Raw genomic sequence first — 23,619 nt, forward strand, 5'->3', positions numbered from 1 at the left:
ATGATCAACTCGAACCTCCGCGACGGAGGCGGAAACGATCATTTCGACGAAACCGACCGTATCAGCGAACCGAGCTTTACGCCAACGATCGTTCCCGTTTGAGTGATGAGCAGCCTTCCCGCTGATCAAGCGGCGATCACCCCGCGGCAGCGGCCCGCGTCCACTACGGTTGCCGCCTGGGAGGTCGCCAATGCCCCGGCTCGTCCTCGGCCCGATGCAGCGCCATGTCGACCACACCAGCGCCGCCATCTGGGTGGAGACGGACGCGCCGTGCACCGTTGAGGTGCTGGACACAAAATCCACGACGTTCACCGTGCACGGGCACCACTACGCCCTGGTGGAGCTGTGCGGGCTCGCCCCCGGCGCGGTCCTGCCGTACACCGTGCGCCTCGACGGCGAGCAGGTCTGGCCCGAACCGGACAGCCCGTACCCGCCGAGCCGGATCCGCACCATCGACCCGACTGGGCGGGTGCGGCTGGTGTTCGGCTCCTGCCGGACCAGTGTCGCCCACGACGCGGCCACCACCCTGGTCCACGGTGTGGACGTGTTGCGCTGCCACGCCCACCGGCTGCGGGACGCCGACGAGCGGGATTGGCCCACCGCGTTGCTGCTGCTCGGCGACCAGGTCTACGCCGACGAGCCTCCCGAGGCGGTACTCGAGTACATCCGCGCCCGGCGAGACACCAACCAGCCACCCGGCGAGGAGACCGCCGACTTCAGCGAGTACGCCGAGCTGTACCGGCACGCGTGGAGTGAGCCGGAACTGCGGTGGCTGCTGTCCACCGTGCCCACCTTCATGATCTTCGATGACCACGACCTGCGCGATGACTGGAACACCTCGCAGACCTGGCGCGAGCAGATGGCGCGCCAACCGTGGTGGCGCGGGCGGGTGGCCGCGGGGCTCGGCGCCTACTGGATCTATCAGCACCTGGGCAACCTGTCGCCGGACCAGCGCGCCACCGACCCGCTGCTGACCGCCCTGCGCAGAACCGACGGTGCGGGTGACTGTGACGGCTGGCGGGTCCTCGAGGAGTTCGCCGCCCGCGCCGACCAGGACCCGGCGGCGAACCGGTGGAGCTACCACGTCGACTTCGGTCACACCCGGCTGGTGATGCTGGACAGCCGCTGCGGGCGGGTACTCACTCCTGGCCGGCGCACGATCCTCGACGACGTCGAGTGGGAGTGGCTACGCGGCTTGACGGCCGGCGAGCACCGCCACCTGGTCATCGGCACCTCGCTGCCCTACCTGCTCCCGGTCGGGGTCCACTACCTGGAGAGTTGGAACGAATCGGTCTGTGACGGCGCGTGGGGAGCCCGCGCCGCCCGCGTCGGCGAGCGGATCCGACAAGCCGTGGACCTGGAGCACTGGGCCGCGTTCGGGCGCTCGTTCACCGCGATGGCCCAGCTGATCACCGACCTGTGCCAGGGCCGCCTCGGCACCCCACCGGCCAGCATCGGGTTCCTGTCCGGCGACGTGCACTTCTCCTACCTGGCCCGCCTCGACCCCGCGCCCGCCGGCTCCACCGCCGTCTACCAGGCCGTCTGCTCACCGATCCGCAACCCGCTGCCCCGGCCGATCCGGCTGCTCAACGGCGTCGCGAGCTTCGGCGCCGCCGGCGCGGTCGGGCGCGCACTCGCCCGCCTCGCCCGGGTGCCCCGCGCTCCGCTGCGGTGGAGACTGCAGGACGGCCCGCACTTCCAGAACGCCCTCGGCACGCTCGACCTGCACAGCGACCGGGTCGAAATCAGGTGGGACGCACCCGGGACGAGCGACGCCGACCCGCCACCGCTGCGACAACTCACCCACCGACACATCGCCTGACGAGCCGCTGCCGCACCGAGGGGCGCGTGCTCAACACCATTTCCTGAGGGCGGGAACGGTCCTTGTTGCCGACGCGGGCACCCGCTAGCGTCCCACCCAAAGCAGAAACGATCGTTCACGCTATGAAGACCCGACGGATCGAGCGGCTCAGGAGGGAAGACGTCCCGTGTCGAAGGCACAGGCCACCACGGCAGCACTCGCCGCACCACCGAGCCAGCTCACGTTCTCGGGCTTGCACCACCTGAAGGTCCCGGTCAGCGACCTGGACGCCAGCGTGGCCTGGTACGAGAAAGCCCTGCGAGCCACCGTGCAGGGCGACCTCGACCATCGCGACCCCGAGGGAAACCTCTTCGCCAGGATGATCCAGATCCCCGGGCTCGAGGTACTGCTCGAGCTGAGACTGGCCCCGAAGGCCGCCGCCGCCACGGACGGCTACGACCCGATCACGCTCCAGGTCGACGACCTGACCCACCTGCGGCAGTGGCTGGACCATCTGGACGCGGCCGGCGTTCGACACTCCCCCGAGCTACGCAGCATGATCGGTTTCCTGCTCGTGGTACCGGACCCGGACGGACTGATGATCCGCATCCACACCAAACCCGCCGCCAGCGCCGAGCTCGACTCGGCGGGCGCCGATCACGACTCCCTGTGGACCACACCACCGATCATGAAGCGCGACTGAGGAATCCGATGGACACTCCTGTGGACAGCACCACTGGCAACCGGCCGCCGACCTCGGCCGACCTTATTGTCGAGGGCCTGCTCGCTCATGGTGTGGATACGGTCTTCGGCATTCCGGGCGTTCAGACCTACGAACTGTTCGACAGCTTCGCCCGTGCCGGGGATGCGCTCCGGGTGATCGGCACGCGCCACGAGCAGACGGCCGGCTACATGGCGTTCGGCTACGCCCAGGCGACCGGCCGGACCGGCGTCTACACGGTCGTGCCAGGTCCCGGCGTCCTGAACTCCTCGGCGGCATTGCTGACCGCCTACGGCGCTGGCGCCCCTGTGCTGTGCCTGACCAGCGAGGTCCCCCGGGCCTTCCTCGGCCGCGGCCTCGGACACCTGCACGAAATGCCGGACCAGTTGGCCACGCTGCGGACGCTGACGAAGTGGTCGACCATGGTCGAGCACCCGGCACTCGTCCCCAACGCGCTCGGGGCCGCCATCCATCACGCCCACACCGGGCGCCCCCAACCCGTGTCCCTGGCCGTTCCGTGGGACTGCCTCGGGCTCCGCTCACCCGCCACGCCGATCGCCCCTCGCCCACCCGCAAGGCCGCCGATCTCACCGGACGCCATTGCCGAGGCCGCCGAGCTGCTGGCCGGCGCCCGCAACCCGATGATCATGGTCGGTGGCGGGGCACGACATGCGGCGAGCGAGGTCCGCGCTCTCGCCGAGCACCTGCAGGCTCCCGTCGTCCCGTTCCGAAGCGGCCGGGGCGTCGTCGGCGACGATCATCCACTCGGCTTCACCTGCGTGAGCGGGTTCGAGCGGTGGTCGGAGACCGACGTGGTGATCGTGATCGGTACACGGATGGAGCTCGCCTGGTCCCGATGGCCCGACCGCCCGGCCGGACTGTGCACGATCCTGCTCGACATCGACCCACGCCAGACCGCTCGACTCGACCCGGACATCGCAGTGATCGGCGATGCCATCGACAGCGTCGCCGCGCTCACCCAGGCACTGGCGGCCGACGGCCCCCCGCGCACTGACCGCTCGGCGGAGTTCGCCGAGGTGAAGAGGCGCATCGCCGAACAGATCACCGACGTCGGCCCGGAAATCGAGTATCTCGCCGCGATCCGCCAGGTACTGCCCCGCGACGGTCTGTTCGTCGAGGAGATCTGCCAGGCCGGGTTCACCTCCTACTTCGGGTTCGAGGTCTACTCACCGCGCACCTTCATCACCGGCGGGTACCAGGGCACTCTCGGCTTCGGCTACCCCACGGCGCTCGGCGTCCAGGCCGCCCACCCGGACCGCCCGGTCGTGTCGATCGCCGGCGACGGCGGGTTCATGTTCGCGATACAGGAGATCGCGACCGCCGTGCAGTACGGCCTCAACGTCGTCGCGGTGGTCTTCGACAACGGCTCGTTCGGCAACGTCGAACTGGACCAGCAACGGCTCTTCGAAGGACGCACCTTCGGCACCAAACTGGTCAACCCCAACTTCGCCCGCGTCGCCGAAGAGTTCGGCGCGCTCGGCATCACCGCCAACAATCCACTCGAGCTGCGGGACGCACTGGACACAGCCTTCAACTCCGGGCGCCCCGCCGTCATCCACGTCCCCAGCGAGCTGGGCAAGGGTGAGTCACCGTGGAAGTACCTACGGCCCGCCACGCGTTTGCCGTGACAGGTCCCCGTGCGTCATTGGCACCCTGACCCACCTATCGGGTAGCGCGCTGTCCGGTGTCCCGGGCCGCCCCACCGTCGCGTCGCCGTACGCACGTCGAGTGTGAGCTCAGAGACATATAAAACTCTTAACAACAACGGTCGTTTCCGTATGGCTACCATGGTTGATATGACAACCGCGACCGGACGCGAGACCCGCGCCCAAGCTCAGGGATGGGTACTACCGCTGTCCGTGCTGATCGTGGGCAGCTTCATGTCAGTCCTGGACACCAGCATCGTGAACGTGGCGGTGCCACGGATCCAGATCGACCTCAGCGCCGCTCCGGACGACGTGGAGTGGATCGTCACCGGCTACACGCTGGCACTGGGCATCGTGGTGCCACTGACCGGCTGGCTGGGCATGCGCATCGGCCAGACCAGGCTCTACATCCTGTCGATGGTCGGCTTCTCGGCCGCCTCGGCACTGTGCGGCATCGCCGGGAACCTCGACGAGATGATTTTCTTCCGGGTCGTGCAGGCGATCCCGGGCGGGATCCTGCCGGTGGTGACGATGACGATGCTCTACCAGACCGTGCCCAGGGAGAAGATCGGCGCGGCGATGGGCATGTACGGCCTGGGGGTGGTCGTGGCCCCGGCGGTCGGCCCGACGCTGGGCGGCTACCTCGTGGAGTACGTCGACTGGCGGCTGATCTTCTTCATCAACGTGCCGATCGGCATCCTCGGCACCATCGCCGCGCTCATCGTGTTCCCGCGGATCAGCCCGACCAGCTGGCCGAAGTTCGACCTCTGGGGGTTCCTCACCATCGGCTACGGCCTGTTCGCCTTCCTGCTGGCCTGCTCCGAGGGGCAGGACTGGGGCTGGACCGGATACCGGATCATGGGCCTGTTCGTCTCCGGCTCGCTGAGCCTCGCGTTGTTCGTGGTCATCGAGCTCGAGGTCGACAACCCGATCATCGATCTGCGGATCTTCAAGGTGCCCGCCTACTCGGTGTCGCTGATCCTGCTGGGGGTGGTGGTGACGGGACTGTTCGCCACGCTGTACTTCATCCCCCAGTTCCTGCAGAACGTGCAAGGCCTGCAGGCGTTCGACTCCGGTCTCGTGCTGGTGCCCTCCGCACTGGTGTTGGTCGTGCTGACGCCACTCGCCGGGCGGATCTACGACAAGATCGGACCACGGATCCCGGTGGCGATCGGGCTCGTTCTCATGGCCTACGGCTCCTACCTCCTGGCCAGCCTGAGGCCGGACACGCCGCGCCCGGACATCGAGATGTGGACCAGCATCCGCAACGCCGGCATCGGCCTGTCGATGATGTCCATCATGACCGCCGGCGTGTCGGCGCTGCCCGGCAGCCTCACCGCCGCGGGCAGTGGGATGAACAACGTCATGCAACGTGCCGCCTCGAGTGTCGCGGTCGCCGTGCTCGGCAGCCTCAACACGTCCCAGGGAGCCCAACTCATGCTCGACCGCGGCTCGCTCCTGAACACCGGAGCCAACGCGCTGCCCGGGGTCAACGATGCGGCGGCACAGGGCGCGTCCGGCCTGCTGAGCCTCTACCAGGAGCTCAGCAACGCCGTGACGACCCAGACCTACGCCAACGACTTCTACGTCATCGCACTGTTGAGCGCGGCCGGAGGGGCACTCGCACTGTTCCTGCGCTCCGGCAAACCGAAGAACACCGGCGGCCCGGTGCACGTCGTCGAACTCTGACCGCCCCTTGGATCAAAACGCTCGTTTTCTCTTGACAACGATCGTTACTGTTTAGGATGAGATATGCCCCGCCTCAGTACCGAGCTCCGCGCCCAGCGCCGTCAGCACGTTCTCGCCAGTGCCTGGCGGTGCTTCTCCCGCGACGGCTTCCATGAGACGTCCTTGGACGACATCATCGCCGCCACGGGCATCTCCTCCGGCGCGGTCTACCGCTACTTCCGCGGCAAGGACGATCTCGTCGATGCGGCGGCCGAGGAGTCACTCGCGTTGATCCGCGACGTGTCGAAAATCGCCATGCACGCCTGGGCGGAGGCACTCCGTCGACCCGAGCTGGAGGCCCGCACCCGCGCGTTCTACCTCGACGTACGCGGGCATCTCACCGAACTCGCCCGGCGGTGGCGTACCGCGGGACACCTCGCGCCCGACGCAGAACCCGAGCATGTGGCCACCGCGCTGCTGACCCTCATGCCGGGGCTCATCGTCACCCGCCACCTCGTCGGCACGGTCTCCGCGCACGAGCTCACCGAGGGCCTTTCCATGTTGGGCACCGCCGCCACGACGCGCTGACCGGCCGCGGGCGGACTCGGAGCCAGGGCACGGCCAGCAGCTCAGGAACCCGTCGCGCGAGAGCGGGTGCACCCCCGGTGTGGGCGTAGTCTGGGTGCGGTGACCGCCACGTTCCTGAATGCGATCCTGGTCGTTGCCGCTCTGTTCACCGGCGTCGCCGGGGCCCTCGCCCTGACAGTCCGCGCCCACCTCCGCCGTCGTCTCGACGACGCCCGCGCGGAGGCCCGACACTGGGTCGAACGTCTCGGTGGTGAGCTACTCGTGCTCGACAGCGCCGCCGCCGCCCGGCCCGGAGACATCGGCCCCGCCGGGTTGGCTGAGGCAGCGGAGCGGTTCACCGCCGCCGGCGCCGAGCTCGGGACCGCGCGGACCCCCCGGCAGTGCCGACTCGCCCAGCAGAGCGCGGTCGAAGGCCTCCACCACGTGCGCACCGCGCGCAAGGAGCTCCGGCTCGACGCTGGACCCCGGGTCCCCCGCCAGGGCGTGGCGCGCGCCCTGCACACCGTGCTCACGGACGCGGGCTCACTGCCGAGGTTGGTGCACACGGTGCTCGACCAGGCGCGCGGACGGGCCCAGCAGCTTCCCGCCGGGCAACCGACCCAGCCGGTGGGACTCGGCGGCCGCGACACCACGAGGCACCCCGTCTGGGGCCAACGCGCCAGGCCGAGCCCGGAGTGACTCACCGGGGTTCCGCGGCCACCCTCGGGCGCTCCTTGTCCCGACCGGTCAGTGCCATGAACCCGATGCAGCCCAACACGGCGAGCGCGAGCACCCCACCGACCCAGGCAGTACCCCAGCCCAGACCGCTACGACGTGCCGGGGCGGCCATCCAGTCCGCGAAGGATGCGCCCACCGGGCGGGTAATGACGTAGGCGAACCAGAACGCCAGGATCGAGTTCATCCCGAACTTCCAGTACCACACCGCGGGAACAGCGATGATTAGGATGAACAGGACCGCCGAGACGAGATAGCCCAGCCGGAACGTGCTCGCGGTCAGGTCCCCGGCCGCCGTACCGAGCGCGAACGTGGCGACCACCGCGCCCCAGTAGAACAACTCCCGGCGCCGGGTATAGATGCTGTGGATGGACAGCGTCTTCTCAGACAGGTACCACCAGGTAAACACCACGCCGAGAATGACCGCGTAGAGCGCTGTCGAAATCGGCAGGGGGACGCCGAGGCCATGCACCACGTCGGCGGCCATGGTACCGAAGATGCCGACCATCGCTACGGTAACCCAGTACGCCCAGGTCGAATACCTGCGACAACGGAGCTGGATTACCAGCGCAACAGCGAACGCGACGGCTCCGGCCAGCACGGCCGGAACATGTCCGATCGCGTGACCGAGCGCATCTGAGACCGACTCCCCCATTGCGGTGCTCAATAGTTTGGCGATCCAGAAGGCCACCGTTGCGTCCGGCACTTTGGACACAACCTGCGACGTCCGACTCGTGATCAATATCTGATCAGCATCAGGCTTGGGCATTGGATGAGCCTGACAGGTGAATATTAGAACCGAATAAGTGTTTCTGAGAATTACTGATAATTACCCAGGGTAACCTGAAGAACGTGGGTGACATTAAATCGGAGACAACAAATAGACCGCGACAATTGACGGCTGTCAGGACTCGCGGTGGCCCGCTCCAATGCGGGGCCGACCCAGAACTCGCCCAGATCGTTCTGGTGGCTGACACTTCTACTAGATAGCACTTCTACTGTAGCGAGCCTACTACATTGACATGGCGGCCGTAGCTTAGGTGTGGTGATGTGGTCCACGTCGATGAGGAGAACCGTGAGCAGTCCACCACGCCGGACGCGCCGGGAGGCGCTGCGGACGCTGACCGCTGCCGGAGTAGTCACCGCCTCGGCGGCTCTGCTCACCGGGCGCGGCGCGGAAGCACTGGCGGCGACTCCCGCGCAGTTCCCGCACCCCGGCGCCCTCATCATGATCATTCGCCACGGCGAGAAGCCGTCGGACTCCGACGGATCACCGGGGATGGACGGCACTGGGAAGCACGATTCCCACTCACTGACCACCCGCGGCTGGACCCGAGCCCGCGCGCTGGTGCAGCTGTTCGCGCCCGTGGCCGGGGCAGCGGGTCCCCGCATGACCCGCCCCACCGCGATCTACGCATCCGGGGGCGACGGCGGGGAGGGCCGACGAACACGACAGACCGTCACCCCGCTCGCGGCCTACCTGCGGGTACCGGTCGACACCAGCTTCAGCAAGGGCCACGAGTCCGCGCTGGCCCGGCACGTGGCGAGCCGCACCGAACCGACCCTGATCTGCTGGCAACACGGCGAGCTGCCGGCCATCGCCAGCGCACTGGCGACCGTGACCCCGGCCCCGCCGACCTCCTGGCCGGACGACCGCTTCGACCTGATCTGGGCCCTGGCCCCGACCGGCGCGGGCTGGTCGTTCCACCAGATCCCCGAGTTGCTGCTCCAGGGCGACAGCAACCGGTCGATTGCCTGACGGGCCGAGGGCCAGCTATCCGCCTCTGCGGCCGTAGAGGCGCAGGTTGCGGATGTCGTAGGTGAACAGCTCGTCGACCGTGAAGAACTCCGCCACGGCGGCGCGCAGCGACTGGGCGTCGAACATGGTGTGGTGCGCGTTCCAGATCCAGAGCGGCACCCCGCGGTCGTCCACGCCCTTGTGCGCGTCCCGCTCGGAGTGGCCGCCGAGGATCCAGTGGTTCGCCTCCGCGGTGTCGATCTCGCCGTTCACCCACTGGGCCGCGACGAACCGCGCGTCCGGAACGCCGATGTCGACCCGCCCACCGGGCCGCAGCACCCGTGCCCACTCCCGCAGCGTCTCGGAGATCAGCTCGTAGCTCTGGTGCTCGAGCACGTGGTTGGCGCGGAGCGCCTCGACCGAACCGGTGGCGAAGGGCAGGCGGTCGATCGCACAGCGCACCTCGATGTCGGGCAGCGCGAGCAGGTCGACATGCAGGTCGTAGTCGGGGTGCGGCTTCTCCCCCGCGCCGATCTCCAGTCTCATGAGGTGGGCGGGGTGATTTTCCTGACGACCTTCGCGGGCCGCCCCGCGACCACCGTGTACGGCGCCACGTCCTCCCGGACCAGCGACCCGCCTGCCACGACGGCGTGCTCGCCGATCGTGACCGGTCCGAGCACCAGAACGTGGCTGGCCAGCCACACGCCCTCGCCGATCACCACGTCGCGCCCGGACCGGGGGAACGCCAGCTGGCGGGCTCGCCCGAACTGCTCGATGTCGTGCGTGCCGGTGAGCACCGCGACGTCGTGGCCGAAGAACGCGTACTCGCCGATGGTGATCGTGCCGCCGGACATGTTGAACAGCGCATTGTTGACCACAGCGGTGTCGGGCAGGCGCAACCGGGAGCGGTCCCCGTGCCAGCGGTAGGAGTAGAGCGCATCGAGCTTGAGCTCCGCCACCTGTTGGGCGACCTTCTCCGCGACCAGCGCATCCAGCGGGCCGGTCAGGACGCGGGTGATCAGGCGGTCAAGCAGTCGCACGGGTCGTCTCCCTGCTCGCGGATGGCGGCCGCGTGCTCGCACGGCGCAACACCGGACAGTAGCCGATCAAGCCGCCTGACCAGCGGATCGAAGCCGAAATGACGGTGGGCGATCGCTTCGTTGTGGTCCAGCAGCGCCGGGTCCGGGTCGGCCAGGAAGGCGCGCAACAGGCCGGGGTCCGCCGCATCGAACCACCGGAAGCCGAACGCCGCGAGCTCGCGGGCAACCGGGAACTCCCCGACCGCGATCGGTTTGCGGTGCAGTGCGGACTCGATCAGGGGCAACCCGAAGCCTTCCCACGACGACGGGAGCACGACGGCATCGCAGGCCGCGTAGGCACCGGCCATCCGCACCCCCAACGGGAGCCGACGCCGCACAGGTACCGGGGCGTCGCGCAGCAGGCGCTCCAGCGCTGCGTGGTAATCCTCTTCCGCTGGCCCGGTCAGCCAGTACACACCGCCGAGCGCACTCGCGAAAGCGAGCCCGAGGTCGACGTTCTTGCGCGCGATCGCGCGCGTGGGCTGCAGGATCAACGGACAGCGCGGCGGTATCCGCAGCCGGCGCCGCACCAGGGTGCGCTGCCTCGGACAGGGCCGCTCGGCGAAACCGTGGTAGATCGTCGTCGCGGCGATACCCCGGTGGACAGCCAGCGACCGGCGGGCCGACTCGCTGATCGTCACGTGCCGCCAGGCCGGATCGTCCAGGGGCCAGGTGCTGACCCCGGCGTAGCGCTCGCGCTCCCACGGCAGGTCGTGGTGGCGCAGCACGGTGCGGCGCCCTCCGAGGTAGGCGGCCAGCGCCTCACCGGCGGACCGGTTCACCGGCAACGAGCACACGTTGTCGAGCACGACCACATCCACGCCGTCCAAGGCCGCGGCCAGCTCACGCCGGGACGGCGGGCGGGCAGCATCCAACGCCAGCCCCGGGATCAACACGTCGGCCCGACCGTTACCGGCCACTGTGCGCACCCGCATCCCCGTCCGGCGCAGCGCCTTCGCCCACAATGCCGCCGTCACCGAGACGCCGTCGGCCATCCCCAGCCGGTAGGACACGATCGCCGCCCGAGCACCGGACAGCATCCCCATCGCAGGCATCGTCTCCTCCCCCACGGATAGTCAGACCAGCGCAAACTCGTGCACGCGGCCGCCCCGGAAAGGCGGTTGGCGACGTTGCCATCGGCATGCCCGCTCCAGCGGTTGTTCAACGCGCCCATCAGGGTGAACATCACCGCGACCGCGACGATCCCGGGCCATTCTCTGTTGATCTTCACTCGTCGAGGTAAGAACCGCGGCCGCGGCGCTGAGCCGGCGTGTCGCCCGACCATACGAAGATGACCGGCGGAAGTCGCTGTTTGTACAGTAAGCCTGTGCTGATCTGCAACGTTCTCGGCTCGACCGAGGTCGAAGCCGACGGCACCCGTCTGGAGCTCGGCGGCCCCTCTCCCCGGCGCCTGTTCACCGCGTTGATCGCGGCTACCGGGCAACCGGTCTCCAATGACCGGTTGGCCGAGGCGGTGTGGGGCGAGCGGACGCCGGGACAGACCACGTCGACCCTGCAGGTCTATGTGTCGCGGTTGCGTCAGGCACTGGGCGAACGACACCGCGAGCTGTTGCACCGCACCGCCTCGGGCTACGCACTGCGCCTGGCGCCGGACGCGACCGATGCCGCGAGGTTCACCCGTGACGTCGAGGAAGGTCGTCGGCTGCTCGCCGAGGATCAGGCCCAGCCGGCCGCGGCGAGGCTCACCGGAGCGCTCGCCCTGTGGCGGGGTGAGCCGTTCGCCGACCTGCTGAGCTCGGACGCCGCCCAGGCCGCTCGCGTGCAGCTGCACGAGCTGCGTGAGGTGGCGATCGACGAGCGGTGCGCGGCCTGGCTGAGAATGGGTGACGCGGCGCGAACGGTGTCCGAGCTGGGTGCGGCAGTGACCGCGAGCCCCTACCGGGAGCGGCGCTGGGCGTTGCTGATCGTGGGGCTCTACCGGTGTGGCCGCCAGGGCGATGCGTTGGCCTCGCTACGCCGGGTGCGGGCTCTCCTGGCGGATGAGCTGGGTATCGATCCAGGCACGGAGCTGCAGGAACTGGAGCGGCGGGTACTGGGTCAGGACCCGCACCTGCTGCTCGCCGGGCGGGCGACACCTCACGGGCAGCGCGGCGGAGCAGGCCAGCGACCCGCCGCCGGTGAGACGAACCGGCCCGGTGGGCGGCTGTGGTCCTCGTTCCTCGGCCGCGACGAGGAGATGGGCACCCTCAAGGAGGTCCTGGACGGGCATCGCCTGGTCACGTTGGTCGGGCCGGCGGGGGTGGGCAAGACCCGCCTCGTCATGGAGTACCTCTCCACCCAAGCGGCGGACGACGGTCCCTGGCTCGCCCGCCTGGCCGATGTGAGCGAGCCGGAGGTGCTGGCGCGGGCGTTGTCCCACACGGTCGGGCTCGCCGATGTGGGCGGTGATCCTCGGGCGATGTTGATCCGCGCGCTGGCGGTACGCCCGGGACTGTTGGTCCTCGACAACTGCGAACATCTCGTCGATGCGGTGGCGCACCTTGCGCTCGACCTGCTCAACAACTGCCCAGCCCTGCGGATACTCGCCACCAGCCGGGAGCCGCTCGGGGCGGACGGTGAGACCGTCGTGTCGCTCGAACCGCTGGCGCTGGTGGGCGAGGACGGTAGGGACGGCCCGGCGGTGGCCCTGCTGATCGATCGGGTCCGCGCGGTCCGCCCCGGCTGGACACCCACCGCCGAGGAGCTGACCTTCGCCCGGCAGATCAGCTCGGCCCTGGACTGCCTGCCGCTGGCTCTGGAGTTGGCGGCGGCCCGCGCCAGAGTCCTCAGCCTCGCCGAGATCGCCGAGAACCTTGATGATCGCTTCGCATTGCTCGGGACGGTCCCGCGCGGGTCGCTGACCGCACACGCCACGCTGCACGCCGCGATCGAGTGGAGCGTCGCGCAACTACCCGACCTCGACCGGACCTTGTTGTTCCGGCTGTGGCCGTTCGAGGGCGGCTTCTCCCTCGATGCCGCCGAAGCGGTCCGCCCCACTGACATGTCGATGATCGAGTCGGTGTCGACCCTCGTCACCAGGTCGGTGGTGATCGCCGATACGTCCATGACGCCGACGCGCTACCGGCTGCTGGAGACACTGCGCGCCTACTGCCGCGAGCACGACCCGGATCCCGGTGGGACCAGGGAGGCACACGCCCGCTGGGGCCGGGAGCTGGTCGGCCGCTACGTCGACGAGCTGACCAGCCCACGGGGCGGCCACGTCGTGCGGATGCTCAGCCGCGAGCTGCCGAACCTGCGTGCTGGTATCACCTACGACCTGACACACCATCCCGAGGCCGCGCTGCGCACCGTCGCGCAGATCGACAGGTTCTGGATCAACGGTGGCTATCACGAGGACGGGCGCCAACTGCTCGATGCGGCGCTTCGAGCAGCCCCGCACGCCTCGACGCTCGACCGGGGCCGCGCAACCCTCGCCCGCGCCAGCCTCAGTGCCCTGAGCGAGGACATCGATGAAACCCGACGCCGATTCACCGACGCACTCGTCCTGGCCACCGCGTCGGACGACCTTGAGCACCGCGTGCTCCTCGGGTGGGTCCTGTTCCGCGCCGCACTCGGCCTGATCATCTACCAGGCGGCCGAGCCCGCCAGGGAAGCCGCCGAACGCGCACTCGCCCTCGGTGAGGAGATCGGCGACGACTGGTTGATCGCCAGCGGACAGACCATGCTCGGGGCCGCGCTCGTCCTGCAGGGACGCCCGGCCGAGGGCGCGACGATGCTCACCGCCGCCGGCGAGCTGGCCACCCACCACGGCCGGCTCTGGACAGCCGGCTGCGCGCACCTCTTTCTCGGCTGGGCGATCATGCGCAACGCTCCGGACGCGACGGACCCGCTGGCTCGCGGTGCGGGGGCACTCACCGCGCTCCGCCAGGCACTGACCTGGTTCCAGCAGCTGGAAGATGTGACCTTTGCCCTCACCGCGCTCGATACCGGCGCAACAGCTCTGGCCGTCGCCGGCCGGGTGAGCGACGCGGCCCGACTGCGGGCAGCGGTACACCATCACGCCGCGCGGTTGGGGATGCCGGCCGAGTACCTGCGTCGACTCCGCGCCATGATGGGCGACCTGCCCATCGTCGAGACAACGGACCCCGCCGGAGAGGCCTCAACCGAAGCAACCGCTGGTCAACTGACCTGGTCGCAGATGGGCGCCCTCCTCTCCAGTTGACTTAGCGGATGTTGATCTGCTGGAAACACCACCGGTACGTGCGCTGTTTACGGTGCCGCCGTGCAGGAATCCCATGCCGCGACCCTCCCGGGCAGAACGGGGATCGGCGTCGGCCCCGGTGTCGGACCGCCCGAGGAACAACTCATCCGCATCGGCACCGTCCACATCGACCACGGTGACCGAAAGGCGCTGGTGGTCTCGGTGGCCGGCGAGATCGACATTCGCACCACCACCTGGTTCCGCGCGGCCGTGACCGACGGCCTGGAGCAGGTGGCCGACGCGGACACCGACCTGGGTCCGCTGGTGGTCGACCTGACCGGGGTGACCTTCCTTGCCTCGTCCGGCCTGCACGCCCTCGTCGATGCGACCCGGGCGGCGGGCGGCCGCGGCGAGCCGCTGCGCCTCGTGGTCAACCAGAACCGACCGGTCGTCCACCCGATCGAGCTGACCGGCCTCGACAAGCTCCTCGCGTTGTACAGCAGCGTCGAGCACGCCCTGCACACCGCACACTGAACAGCCGATGCGTCTCGACCGTCCCCATCAGTCATTCGGGGTCCGCATCCAAATCGAGGTGCCGCCGTCGACCACCAGGTTGTGGCCGGTGATGTAGCCGGCGTTGTCCGAGGCGAGGAAGACGAAGGCGGCGGCGACATCCTTCGGTGTGGCGATCCGGTCCAGCGGGGCGGGCGGGAAGTGGTCGCGCAGCCGTGCCATGGACGGGCGGCGAGCCCCCGACCCAGGTAGAACGAGGCGTTCATGTGCAGAGCGATCTCGCTGGCCCAGACCCCGTCCGGCACGTTCGGCACTGCCCAGATCGGCCACGATAGACTCCGCCGAGAGCCCCTGCCGCCTCGATCGAGGCCGCGGCCTCGGTCAACGGTTCGGGCGCGAGGTCGGCCAACAGCACCGTCTTCGCACCCTCCGCCGCCATCCGGGCGGCGACGACCCTGCCCACTCCGCCGGCCGCGCCGGTGACCAGGACGATCTTGTCTGCCAACTGGACGCCCGTGCCCACGCTCCTCGTTGAACGACCCATGTGCACTTCGATGTAGATGTAAAGTGACTTGTTGAATTATGCCCGCAGTTCTGTCCCGGATCGGACCTGTCCGCCCGGACCGGCGGAGCTCAGCCCCTGCTGGAGTCGGCCACCACCCGGGCCAGGAACGACGCCAGCGTCGGATCGGACAGCCGGGCGTCGCGCAGCGCCGGCACGGTCTTGATCCGCTCCACCACCACGTCGTGGTACTCGGCCACCACCGCGACCAGCCGCTCCGCGTCGCGCTCCTCCAGCCGCTCCACCATGGCCAGCCGCAGCGACCCGGCCGAGGCCGACCAGCGGCGCCAGAACTCCGCCGACTGCTGCTCGTAGCTGCCGACCTCCAGCTCGGTCACCAGGTTCACCAGGAACCGGATGAGCGCGGCGAGCAGCCGGTCATGCGCCGCTTCGCCGAACGAGGTGAGGAAGGTGGTGATCGCGTTCGCGATGTCATCCACGCTGTCACCGGCGATGGTGGCCTGGGCGGCCCTCCGGATGACCGCGATCTCCTCGTCGGTGGCCCGCTCGACGGCCAGCCGAGCGGCGTACCCGTTCAGCACGGCGCAGAGCCGGATCAACTCCTCCACGCCGACCTCCTCGAGCTGCACCAGCGCGCCGAGGGAGACGGCCACGATGCCGTCGATGTTCGGCGCGACGTAGGCACCACTGCCGTGCCGCACCTCGACCAGCCCCAGCGCCGAGAGCCCCCGGATCGCCTCCCGCACCGTCGGGCCGCTGACCCCGAACCGCTGCGCGAGCTCTCGCTCCGGGGGTAGCCGGGCGCCCCGGGGCAACGCCCCGCTGACGATCTCGGCACGCAGCAGCGAGATCATCCGGTCGGCGACCTTGGGACGGGACATCGGACCGGCCTCGCCGCGCGGGCCGACCTCGCCACGCGGGCCGATGTCGCCACGCAGGCCGATGTCGCCGGGCGGACCGACCTGGGTCGCTCGAGGGCGTGCCATCGAACCTCCAAAAGTCAACAAGTGACTCCGAGCGTACCCCGACGATCACTCTGCCCGAGCGGTAGCCCTGTTCTCACTAGTGTCGTTCTCACCAGTGTCGCAGGGCGTCCATCGGGCAGAGCCTGGCCGCCGCGGACGGCCGGATAGCACCCAGCGAGACGCCCACGAGCAGGCTGATCCCGAAGGCGATCCCGATCACGGGGACGGAGACCACGCGGCGGCCCAACCCCTACCGTTCTGGCAATGCAATTTCGATTTGCGAAACTCGGAAGGATGCAATCCCCGTTCGTCAAATCACTCGCAGATCTGGGCGACCCGATTTCAGTGGACGCTAGCTCCCACGGATTAACCCGCCAACCACCTGCGACGATGGAACCCCCGGCCGCGACCACTGAGCCGGTCGACTCCGACTGCCCGCTCCGCCTGCCCGCCCCGGCTGTCACCGTGTGCATTGGCTCACCAGAGCTTGACCACTGTACGTCGTATAGTCACTATTCTGCCCAGAGACTTGTACAGCGTATAGTTGCGATTCGGCCACGCCCCCACCGCGGGAAGGAACACCATGAAGGTTCTCGTCACCGGCGCCACCGGTTACATCGGCGCGGTCGCCGCCGACACACTCGCTGCCAGAGGGCACGAGGTCCTCGGCCTCGCCCGATCGGCGCGATCGGCGGCGGCACTGCGCCAGCGCGGCATCGAGCCCGCCATGGGCGACTTCGGCGACGTGGCCAGCCTGGCCGCCGCTATCACCGAATCCCGCCCGGACGCCGTGGTCAGCACCGCCAGTGTCGGTGCGTCGAGCGGGGACAACGCCGCCACCTTCGCCCGTGACCGCGAGGCCGTCCGCGCGATGGGAGAGGCTCTCGCTGGTCACGGTGGTGCTCTGGTGTTCACCAGCGGCTCGGCGGTCTTCGGCACCTTCAACGGCGGAGACGCGACCGATACTGTCTACGCCGAGGACGCCCCGCTGCCGCTTCCCCCATCCGTGTTCGCCGCCTCGGGCGTACACCCGCTGCTCGTCGCCGGGTTCGGTGACTCGATGGCGGCCCGTGTCGAGACCGAACGAGCCGTTCTCGCCCAGCCGGGCGTGCGCGGGATCGTCGTCAGGCCCGGCCTGGTGTATGGGCGCGGCGGGAACTCCGACATCGCCGCCCTGATCAACCGCGCACGGACGGACGGCCGCGCGGCACACTGGGGCAGCGGCGGCACCCTGCAGAGCTACGTGCACGTCGAGGATCTCGCTGAGCTGTACTGCCTGGCCGTGGAACGCGCGCCGCACGGGGCGCTCCTGCACGGCGCCGTCGACGAGGTCAGCCAGCGCGACCTGGCGTTGGCGATCAACCGGATGATCGGAGCGGGCGAGCGGACCGAGCACCTCTCACTGGAGCGGATGCTCGGTATGAACCCGGCCGCGCGGGTGGGACTCACCCTCACCAAACGGCTCTCGGTGAACACCGTCCGCAGGATCGGCAACTCCTTCTCACCGCCGCCCAGCGCCGGGTTCGGCATCAGTGTGTCGCTGAACAAGCGCATGTCCTCGCGGCAGACCCGCCAACTCCTCGACTGGTCGCCGTCCCGCACCGACATCCTGCGCGACGTCGAGTCCGGCTCGTATGCCCACTGACGCACGCCGTCGGCCTCTCAGCCAGCCCACCCACCGCCCAGGTAACCTGGATTTGGGCCCAGGATTGCAACGTCGCGCCGCCGGGTTGGCAACTCGTGTGCGGTGCCCCGGTGCCGGTGACCCGCGGTGTCGGGGCGGGATGCCAGGTCTCTGAGGGCCTCGCTCGGCGCGCATCCGCGTGGCCGTACCGGCGTCGGATCGGGAGGAGCGGCGTGATGGGCAGCCCGCCGACCGACGACAGGTGCTGGGCGGTGCGGCCAGGTCCTCAGTTGAGCGCTCCGGGTCCGGCACGGGGCAGGCGGGTGTGGCTGGCGGTGGTCGCAGCGGGGTTGCTCTGCTGCACGGCGAGCTGCGGATCGGGAACCGGCAGCGCGCCGGGTTCGGCCACTCCGGCGTCGAGCGCGGCCAGTGAACCCAGCCGGGCACCGGTGCTTCCGCCCCGCCCCTCGGACCTGTCCTTGATCCGTGTCGAGCCGTGCGGGCTCTTGGCTGGTGCCCAGATCACCCAACTGGGCGTGGGCGCGGGTAGCCCCTACGGCGACCCCGTGCTCGGGAACGCCGAGTGCGTGTGGGCCACCCCCTCGGCTACCGACACCTGGATCACCCGCGCCCTCATCTACGAGAGCGCGGCGACCGCGCTGGGCGACCCGCACGCTCAGGTGGTCCACGTCGCCGGGTTCCCCGCGGTACAGACCAGCGACCCGACCGCCGACCCCACCCACACCTGTGAGCTGTACATCGACATCGCCGGGGGACAGACCCTGCTCGTCGCCTACGTCGGCGGCCCCAACAACCCGAACAGTGCCACGTCCACCCATCCCCTGGCCTGCCAGAAGGCCGCCCAAGCCGCCGACCTGATGATCCAGACACTGCAGACCCGGCGGCACTGATCCCGCCACACTGGCAAACTCAGGTCCGGTCCCACACAAGGTCTCGGGCCGGCCGGGCCGGGCGCGGGACACTAATGTCGAGGTATGGACTACCGAGGCCTTGGACGTACCGGAATGCAGGTCAGCCCGCTGTGCCTGGGCGCGATGATGTTCGGGGCCTGGGGGGAGCCGGACCATGACGCCTCGATCAGGATCATCCACCGGGCGCTGGACGCCGGCATCAACTTCATCGACACCGCCGATGTCTACTCACTGGGCGAGTCCGAGGTCATCGTAGGCAAGGCGCTCGCCGGTGGCCGGCGGGACGACGTGATCCTGGCGACCAAGTTCCACGGCCCGATGGACGTGGCGATGGGACAGCCAGGCGGCGACCCGAACAAGCGGGGCAACTCGCGCCGCTGGGTGATCCGAGAGGTGGAGAACAGCCTGCGCCGACTGGGCACCGACTGGATCGACCTCTACCAGGTGCACCGGCCGGACCGGCACACCGATGTGGAGGAGACGCTGTCCGCGCTCACCGACCTGCGGAGCCAGGGCAAGATCCGGGCCTTCGGCTGCTCCACCTTCCCGGCGCACCAACTGGTCGAGGCGCACTGGGTCGCCGAGCGGCGCGGGCTCGGCCGGTTCGCCACCGAGCAGCCGCCGTACTCGATACTGGTGCGGGGCATCGAAGCGGACGTCCTGCCGGTCGCGCAGCGCTACGACATGGGTGTGCTGCCCTGGAGCCCGCTGGCCGGGGGCTGGTTGACCGGCGCGTACCGCAAGGGGCGGGACATCCCGATGTCGCGGCGCGCCGAGCGGATGCCCAGTCGGTACGACCTGGCCAGCCCGGAGAACCAGCGCAAGCTGGACGCCGCCGACGCGCTGGGCGACCTGGCCGACAAGGAGGGCATCTCGCTCATCCACCTGGCGTTGGCGTTCGTGCTGGCGCACCCGGCGGTGACTTCGCCGATCATCGGACCGCGCACCATGGAGCAGCTGGAGTCGCAGCTGGGGGCGGCCGACGTGGTGCTGTCCACCGAGGTGCTGGACGAGATCGACCGAATCGTGCCACCCGGGGTGACCCTGGCCCGGGCGGACGCGGGGTACCTGCCCCCAGAGCTGGAGGACCCGTCGCTGCGCCGCCGCCCCATCGCCTAGAGGGCGTCCTCGGGTGTGGGAACTTTGGCAGTTGGGCAGAGTTTCTGGTCTGTTGTTGCGTCTGCCCGCTCCAGAATCCGGAGATGTAGGTATGGCCAGCCACGTTGAGGGGGCACGGTCACAACCACCGCCGCGGCACTGAGGGGTAACGCCGCGTCACCGAGAGGGCGGCCTGGTGTCGATCCTGGCGCGACTGGCGCGTCCCTTGTCACCGAGGCCAACGTCAGTCCGGAATTTTTCGCCGAGATCCGGACTCAGGTCGACCTCGACGCAGCCCACCCCCAGGTCAGCGGCCTGAGTCGATCTGCCGGTCACCGACTGTGGCTATCGCGGCATGGCGGCGGGCGGCGGCCTGTCGATCATGACCGCGAGTCCCCGCAGTGAGAGTCGGTCACATCAAGTCGCTCAGCGGAACGCACAGCTCAGCCACCACCTCAGCGGTCCTAGGCGCGAGCGGGACGTTCGTCTTACCGAGGATGACGGCGCCGGCCGCCTTGACGCGGGCAACGGCCAGGGCATCCTCGCTCGCGGTGAAATCACGGAACCACGGCATACCCCAGGTGGTCGGCAGGCCGGCGACGTTGTACGACTCCTTGACCGTCATCGGAATGCCGAGGAGCGGCCGCACGTCGCCTCGGGCGCGGGCGGCGTCGGCCTCCCGCGCCGCCGCGAGCGCCCGGTCGAAAATCTCGGACGCGGCGCGGCTAGGACACCGCGCAGCCGGCTGAATGAGCTGGGAGACAGGCTCTAGGACACCAGACCCTGGCGGAATCCGTGCGCCACAGCCTCGGCACGGTCTTTCACGCCGAGCTTGCGGAACATCCGTCGGGCGTGGGTTTTCACGGTGTCCTCGGCCAGGAACAGCGAGCGGCCGATCTCGCCGTTGCTGTTGCCCTGGCTCATCCCGACCAGCACCTGCAGCTCCCGGTCACTCAGCCGTGAGCCCTGTTCTTTGGGAGCCCGAGGCCCCCCGGGCAGCACCCCTGTGCTGGTCAGCGTGTGGGCCAGGCTGGCGACCAGGTCGGGACGCGAGCTGTCCCAACGCAGGAAACCACGAGCTCCCCCGGCGATGGCCGCGATGATGGCGCCGGCGTCCTCGGGCGAACCGAACACGATGACGTTGGCCTTCGGATGCGCCGCAACGAGTCGACGGGTCGACACGACGCCGGCCGCGACCGCCCGTTGGGTCCCCACCAGCACGAGATCCACCGGTTGCCGGGCGTAGCGGGACAGCAGTTCGTCGCCCTGCGCCACACAGTCGATCGACTGCACCCCCGCCACCGCGGCCATCACCCGCGTCAGCCCCTCGCGAACATTACGGCGATCGTCACAGACCAGAACCGTCGTCACAGGGGCCCCTCCCTCACACCGCGGCACGTGTTGCACGGTCCGGACCGGCGCGCAAACTCGGGCCGCCGCGGGTGGCGGCCTACCTAAGGCAACGACCGCGAGCATCGGACGGTGCGTGAACGGCCCAGAAGCTTCTTTCCGGCACCGTGGTCAACTCCGCGTCGGGAGACCCGCGGCTCGCGGTTCAGGCGGCCAGGCAGCGCTGTGCACTAGGGCACGAGCTCGACCCAGCCTCGCACCACCTCGGGGGTGACCTCGCCGACGAGGTCGGGGTGGGCATCGTTGACGTGCGTGAGGACCGTCTTGACCAGGATGTCCTCGTCCTCCTCGCGAGCGCGGTACCCACATTCGCAACTGACCTGGTGCTGCATGACCGACTCCTTTGTTGGTCGCAACGTCGGGTCGCCAGTATGGCCTCGGGTCTTGGTCTGAACTTGCGGCCCGATGGCGGAAACCTTGCCAAGATGTTGCCGTGCGTATCCAGCTGCACGGGCGGTTCACCATCGAGATCGGCGGGCATGCGGTCGATCAGCAGCTGCCGGGCCGGCGGGGCCGACTACTGGTGGCCTACCTGGCCAGCCACTCCCACACACCCGCCGAGCGTGGCTCCCTGATCGACCTGCTCTGGCTGCCCGGCCAGCCCGGTCCGGGGGCGGCGGCCAGCTTCGCGGCGCTGCTGTCGAAGACCCGCCGGGTCCTGGCTCCGGCCGAGATCGCCGGACGCGCCAGCCTCCAGCTGCTGCTGCCCACGGGCACGCTGGTCGACACCGACCGCGCCACGGCCGCCCTGCACGACGCACACGGCGCCACCGCGGTCGGCGACTGGCGCCGCGCGTGGACCCAGGCACTCAGCGCGGTGTTCATCACCCAGCGGGAGTTCCTGCCCGAGTTCGACGCGGACTGGGTCCACCAGCTCCGCGCCCGATCCCGCCGCCTACACCAGGACGCCACCGCCTGCTACGCCCAGGCCTGCCTCGAGCTCGGCGGAGCCGAGCTGCCCAGCGCCGAGCGCTGCGCACGCCGACTCATCGACACCGACCCACTCGCCGAACGCGGCTACCACCTGCTCATGCGCGCCCTCGCCGGACGCGGCGACCACGGCGCGGCGCTACAGGTCTACCAACAACTGCGCGGCACACTCCGCGAGGAGCTCGGCGCCTCCCCCAGCCCGACCCTCGCCGCGCTGCACGTGCGCCTGTTGCGAGGCGGCCAGTCCGGATAAGCCCGCTACTCAGGGACGCTCCTCGGGGCGCACCGCTCGCAGTTCCACGGCGAGTATCAGATTGGTGTGCCGACGCGGCACACCAACGTCGCCGACGAGCGCGGTGATGCGGGCCAGCCGCTGGTAGAGGGTCTGTCTGCGCACGTGCAGCGCGGCGGCGGTCGCGACCTTGTTGGAGCCGTGGATGAGGAACGCGCGGAGCGTGTCGACCAGCGCGGTGCCGTGCCGGCGGTCGTGCTCGATCAACGGCCCGATCTCCTCCCGGACCAGCCGCCGAGCCAGCGCACCGCCGGCCAGCTGGTCCAGGATCAGCCGGGCGGACATCAGGGGCGCGGCGAGACGTCTCTCGGGCAGCCCGAGGCCGGCGGCCAACGACAGCGCCCGGCGCGCGTCGGTGATCGAGCGGCCCGCCTCGGGCAGCCGCTGCACCACCGGCCCGGTCACCACCCGCGCGGACCGCGCCGCACCGCGCTGGTCGGCCAACTGGTCCACCGCATCCAGCACCGCCCGGCCGGTGGCCTCGGCCGCGGTGCCGTGCACGACTGCCAGCACGTCCCCGTCCACCCCGCTGACCAGCGCTCGATACGGGCGCAGGGCGACCTCGACCGCGTGCACCACCGCGGTGTCGTCCCCGTTCGGGAAGCCGCGCACCGCCACCGCGAGGTAGGGCCCTTCGACGGTCAGGGGCACGCCGGCCGCGCCGGCACGCTCGGCCAACTCGGCTCCGTCCTGCCGCTGGCCGGACTCGAGGTCCTGCACCAGGCGGCGCCTGCGCTCCCGGACGCCGTCGTCCGGGCCGGCCGGCAGCGGTGTCCGCCGCTCCAGGATCGCGGTCTGCGCCCGCTCGGTGATCTCCACGAACGGGACGATCTCGCGCAGTGCGAGCAACGGTAGGTCGTACTGCCGGGCGGCTTCGACGAGCGCCGCCGGTACCTCGGAGAAGGTCCAGCCGAGCTCGATCGCCAGTGCGGCCGCACGCCGTTCCGCCAGCGCGGCGACATAGGCGCGCTGCCCGACCGCGCCCCGCCCCACCAGCCCGAGCCCGGTGGTCAACAGCAACTCACCGCCCTTGAGCAGCAACGCGGCCTCGGCGAGCTCGCTCGTGTGCACCCAGCGCACCGGCCGGTCAAGACCGTGCTCACCGTGCAGCAGCACCGGCCGGGTCCGGCGGACCACGTCCAGCTCGAGGATCTCGCCCAGGGTGAGTGCTCCGGTCAATCTGACCGCTCAACA

General features: G+C 69.7%; 24 protein-coding genes and 1 pseudogene. 13 read left to right on the plus strand and 12 right to left on the minus strand.

The annotated features are described in order from the left end of the window. Positions 1-190 precede the first annotated feature (190 nt). The 6 genes from ACTXG6_RS30895 to ACTXG6_RS30920 all read left to right on the plus strand — a co-directional run bounded on the left by ACTXG6_RS30895 (position 191) and on the right by ACTXG6_RS30920 (position 7,123). Positions 191-1,822, plus strand: a complete 1,632-nt coding sequence (locus ACTXG6_RS30895) for an alkaline phosphatase D family protein (RefSeq protein WP_445182928.1) — start codon at positions 191-193, stop codon at positions 1,820-1,822. A 166-nt stretch (positions 1,823-1,988) separates the two neighbouring features. Beyond that, positions 1,989-2,504, plus strand: coding sequence for a VOC family protein (locus tag ACTXG6_RS30900; RefSeq protein ID WP_445182929.1), 516 nt, complete (start codon positions 1,989-1,991; stop codon positions 2,502-2,504). A gap of 20 nt (positions 2,505-2,524) precedes the next feature. Further along, entirely contained in the window at positions 2,525-4,171 is a 1,647-nt protein-coding gene (locus tag ACTXG6_RS30905; protein WP_445182930.1) for a thiamine pyrophosphate-dependent enzyme, read from the plus strand. Positions 4,172-4,339: 168 nt separating this feature from the next. Next, positions 4,340-5,878, plus strand: a complete 1,539-nt coding sequence (locus ACTXG6_RS30910) for a DHA2 family efflux MFS transporter permease subunit (RefSeq protein ID WP_445182931.1) — start codon at positions 4,340-4,342, stop codon at positions 5,876-5,878. A 63-nt stretch (positions 5,879-5,941) separates the two neighbouring features. Next, a complete protein-coding gene (locus ACTXG6_RS30915; RefSeq protein ID WP_445182932.1) occupies positions 5,942-6,445 on the plus strand; it encodes a TetR/AcrR family transcriptional regulator in 504 nt (167 codons plus the stop codon). 99 nt (positions 6,446-6,544) lie between these two features. Continuing rightward, the gene (locus ACTXG6_RS30920) at positions 6,545-7,123 is read left to right on the plus strand and encodes a hypothetical protein (protein WP_445182933.1); all 579 of its coding nucleotides are present in this window, start codon (positions 6,545-6,547) and stop codon (positions 7,121-7,123) included. 1 nt (position 7,124) lies between these two features. On the opposite strand, the gene ACTXG6_RS30925 is transcribed toward ACTXG6_RS30920, so the two are convergent. Further along, entirely contained in the window at positions 7,125-7,928 is an 804-nt protein-coding gene (locus ACTXG6_RS30925) for a COG4705 family protein (protein ID WP_445182934.1), read from the minus strand. 306 nt (positions 7,929-8,234) lie between these two features. On the opposite strand from ACTXG6_RS30925, the gene ACTXG6_RS30930 reads away from it, so the two are divergent. Then, positions 8,235-8,918 (plus strand): hypothetical protein, encoded by a 684-nt coding sequence (locus ACTXG6_RS30930; protein ID WP_445182935.1) that lies wholly within the window; start codon positions 8,235-8,237, stop codon positions 8,916-8,918. A gap of 15 nt (positions 8,919-8,933) precedes the next feature. On the opposite strand, the gene ACTXG6_RS30935 is transcribed toward ACTXG6_RS30930, so the two are convergent. From ACTXG6_RS30935 to ACTXG6_RS30945, 3 genes are read right to left on the minus strand one after another with little or no spacing between them, the layout of a single operon-like run. Next, positions 8,934-9,443 (minus strand): class I SAM-dependent methyltransferase, encoded by a 510-nt coding sequence (locus ACTXG6_RS30935; protein ID WP_445182936.1) that lies wholly within the window; start codon positions 9,441-9,443, stop codon positions 8,934-8,936. After that, complete coding sequence (locus ACTXG6_RS30940; RefSeq protein ID WP_445182937.1) at positions 9,440-9,937, minus strand: acyltransferase; 498 nt, start codon at positions 9,935-9,937, stop codon at positions 9,440-9,442. The genes ACTXG6_RS30935 and ACTXG6_RS30940 overlap by 4 nt, the downstream gene beginning before the upstream one ends. Continuing rightward, positions 9,916-11,031 carry a hypothetical protein gene (locus ACTXG6_RS30945; RefSeq protein WP_445182938.1) on the minus strand — a complete coding sequence of 372 codons (1,116 nt, stop codon included), beginning with the start codon at positions 11,029-11,031 and terminating at the stop codon, positions 9,916-9,918. The genes ACTXG6_RS30940 and ACTXG6_RS30945 overlap by 22 nt, the downstream gene beginning before the upstream one ends. A gap of 272 nt (positions 11,032-11,303) precedes the next feature. Here ACTXG6_RS30945 and ACTXG6_RS30950 point away from each other — a divergent pair, with 272 nt between their 5' ends. Both ACTXG6_RS30950 and ACTXG6_RS30955 read left to right on the plus strand, forming a co-directional pair. After that, positions 11,304-14,159 carry a BTAD domain-containing putative transcriptional regulator gene (locus tag ACTXG6_RS30950; RefSeq protein ID WP_445182939.1) on the plus strand — a complete coding sequence of 952 codons (2,856 nt, stop codon included), beginning with the start codon at positions 11,304-11,306 and terminating at the stop codon, positions 14,157-14,159. Positions 14,160-14,219: 60 nt separating this feature from the next. Next, a complete protein-coding gene (locus ACTXG6_RS30955; RefSeq protein WP_445182940.1) occupies positions 14,220-14,672 on the plus strand; it encodes an anti-sigma factor antagonist in 453 nt (150 codons plus the stop codon). A gap of 27 nt (positions 14,673-14,699) precedes the next feature. Here ACTXG6_RS30955 and ACTXG6_RS30960 read toward each other — a convergent pair whose 3' ends face one another. From ACTXG6_RS30960 to ACTXG6_RS30975, 4 genes are all read right to left on the minus strand, one after another. Then, positions 14,700-14,873 carry an SDR family oxidoreductase gene (locus ACTXG6_RS30960; RefSeq protein WP_445182941.1) on the minus strand — a complete coding sequence of 58 codons (174 nt, stop codon included), beginning with the start codon at positions 14,871-14,873 and terminating at the stop codon, positions 14,700-14,702. Between the two features lie 40 nt (positions 14,874-14,913). Further along, positions 14,914-15,195, minus strand: coding sequence for an SDR family NAD(P)-dependent oxidoreductase (locus tag ACTXG6_RS30965; protein WP_445182942.1), 282 nt, complete (start codon positions 15,193-15,195; stop codon positions 14,914-14,916). A gap of 89 nt (positions 15,196-15,284) precedes the next feature. Continuing rightward, a complete protein-coding gene (locus ACTXG6_RS30970) occupies positions 15,285-16,160 on the minus strand; it encodes a GntR family transcriptional regulator (RefSeq protein ID WP_445182943.1) in 876 nt (291 codons plus the stop codon). Between the two features lie 88 nt (positions 16,161-16,248). Further along, complete coding sequence (locus ACTXG6_RS30975; protein ID WP_445182944.1) at positions 16,249-16,374, minus strand: hypothetical protein; 126 nt, start codon at positions 16,372-16,374, stop codon at positions 16,249-16,251. Between the two features lie 348 nt (positions 16,375-16,722). On the opposite strand from ACTXG6_RS30975, the gene ACTXG6_RS30980 reads away from it, so the two are divergent. The 3 genes from ACTXG6_RS30980 (at position 16,723) to ACTXG6_RS30990 (ending at position 19,814) form a co-directional block, all read left to right on the plus strand. Continuing rightward, complete coding sequence (locus ACTXG6_RS30980; RefSeq protein ID WP_445182945.1) at positions 16,723-17,784, plus strand: NAD-dependent epimerase/dehydratase family protein; 1,062 nt, start codon at positions 16,723-16,725, stop codon at positions 17,782-17,784. Positions 17,785-17,999: 215 nt separating this feature from the next. After that, positions 18,000-18,674 carry a DUF3558 domain-containing protein gene (locus ACTXG6_RS30985; RefSeq protein ID WP_445182946.1) on the plus strand — a complete coding sequence of 225 codons (675 nt, stop codon included), beginning with the start codon at positions 18,000-18,002 and terminating at the stop codon, positions 18,672-18,674. A gap of 84 nt (positions 18,675-18,758) precedes the next feature. Then, the gene (locus tag ACTXG6_RS30990; RefSeq protein WP_445182947.1) at positions 18,759-19,814 is read left to right on the plus strand and encodes an aldo/keto reductase; all 1,056 of its coding nucleotides are present in this window, start codon (positions 18,759-18,761) and stop codon (positions 19,812-19,814) included. A gap of 451 nt (positions 19,815-20,265) precedes the next feature. Here the strand turns inward: ACTXG6_RS30990 and ACTXG6_RS30995 are convergent. The 3 genes and pseudogenes from ACTXG6_RS30995 to ACTXG6_RS31005 all read right to left on the minus strand — a co-directional run. Then, positions 20,266-20,544: pseudogene (locus ACTXG6_RS30995) on the minus strand (amidase family protein); the annotation flags it as partial. Positions 20,545-20,561: 17 nt separating this feature from the next. Beyond that, entirely contained in the window at positions 20,562-21,164 is a 603-nt protein-coding gene (locus ACTXG6_RS31000) for a response regulator transcription factor (RefSeq protein ID WP_445182948.1), read from the minus strand. 209 nt (positions 21,165-21,373) lie between these two features. Then, complete coding sequence (locus tag ACTXG6_RS31005; protein ID WP_445182949.1) at positions 21,374-21,535, minus strand: hypothetical protein; 162 nt, start codon at positions 21,533-21,535, stop codon at positions 21,374-21,376. A 101-nt stretch (positions 21,536-21,636) separates the two neighbouring features. Here ACTXG6_RS31005 and ACTXG6_RS31010 point away from each other — a divergent pair, with 101 nt between their 5' ends. Next, positions 21,637-22,386, plus strand: coding sequence for an AfsR/SARP family transcriptional regulator (locus tag ACTXG6_RS31010; protein ID WP_445182950.1), 750 nt, complete (start codon positions 21,637-21,639; stop codon positions 22,384-22,386). Between the two features lie 9 nt (positions 22,387-22,395). Here the strand turns inward: ACTXG6_RS31010 and ACTXG6_RS31015 are convergent, their stop codons facing one another. Next, positions 22,396-23,604: a PucR family transcriptional regulator ligand-binding domain-containing protein gene (locus tag ACTXG6_RS31015; RefSeq protein ID WP_445182951.1), complete on the minus strand. Its 1,209-nt coding sequence runs from the start codon at positions 23,602-23,604 to the stop codon at positions 22,396-22,398. Between the last annotated feature and the right edge of the window lie 15 nt (positions 23,605-23,619).

This window comes from Pseudonocardia sp. Cha107L01, assembly GCF_052566575.1.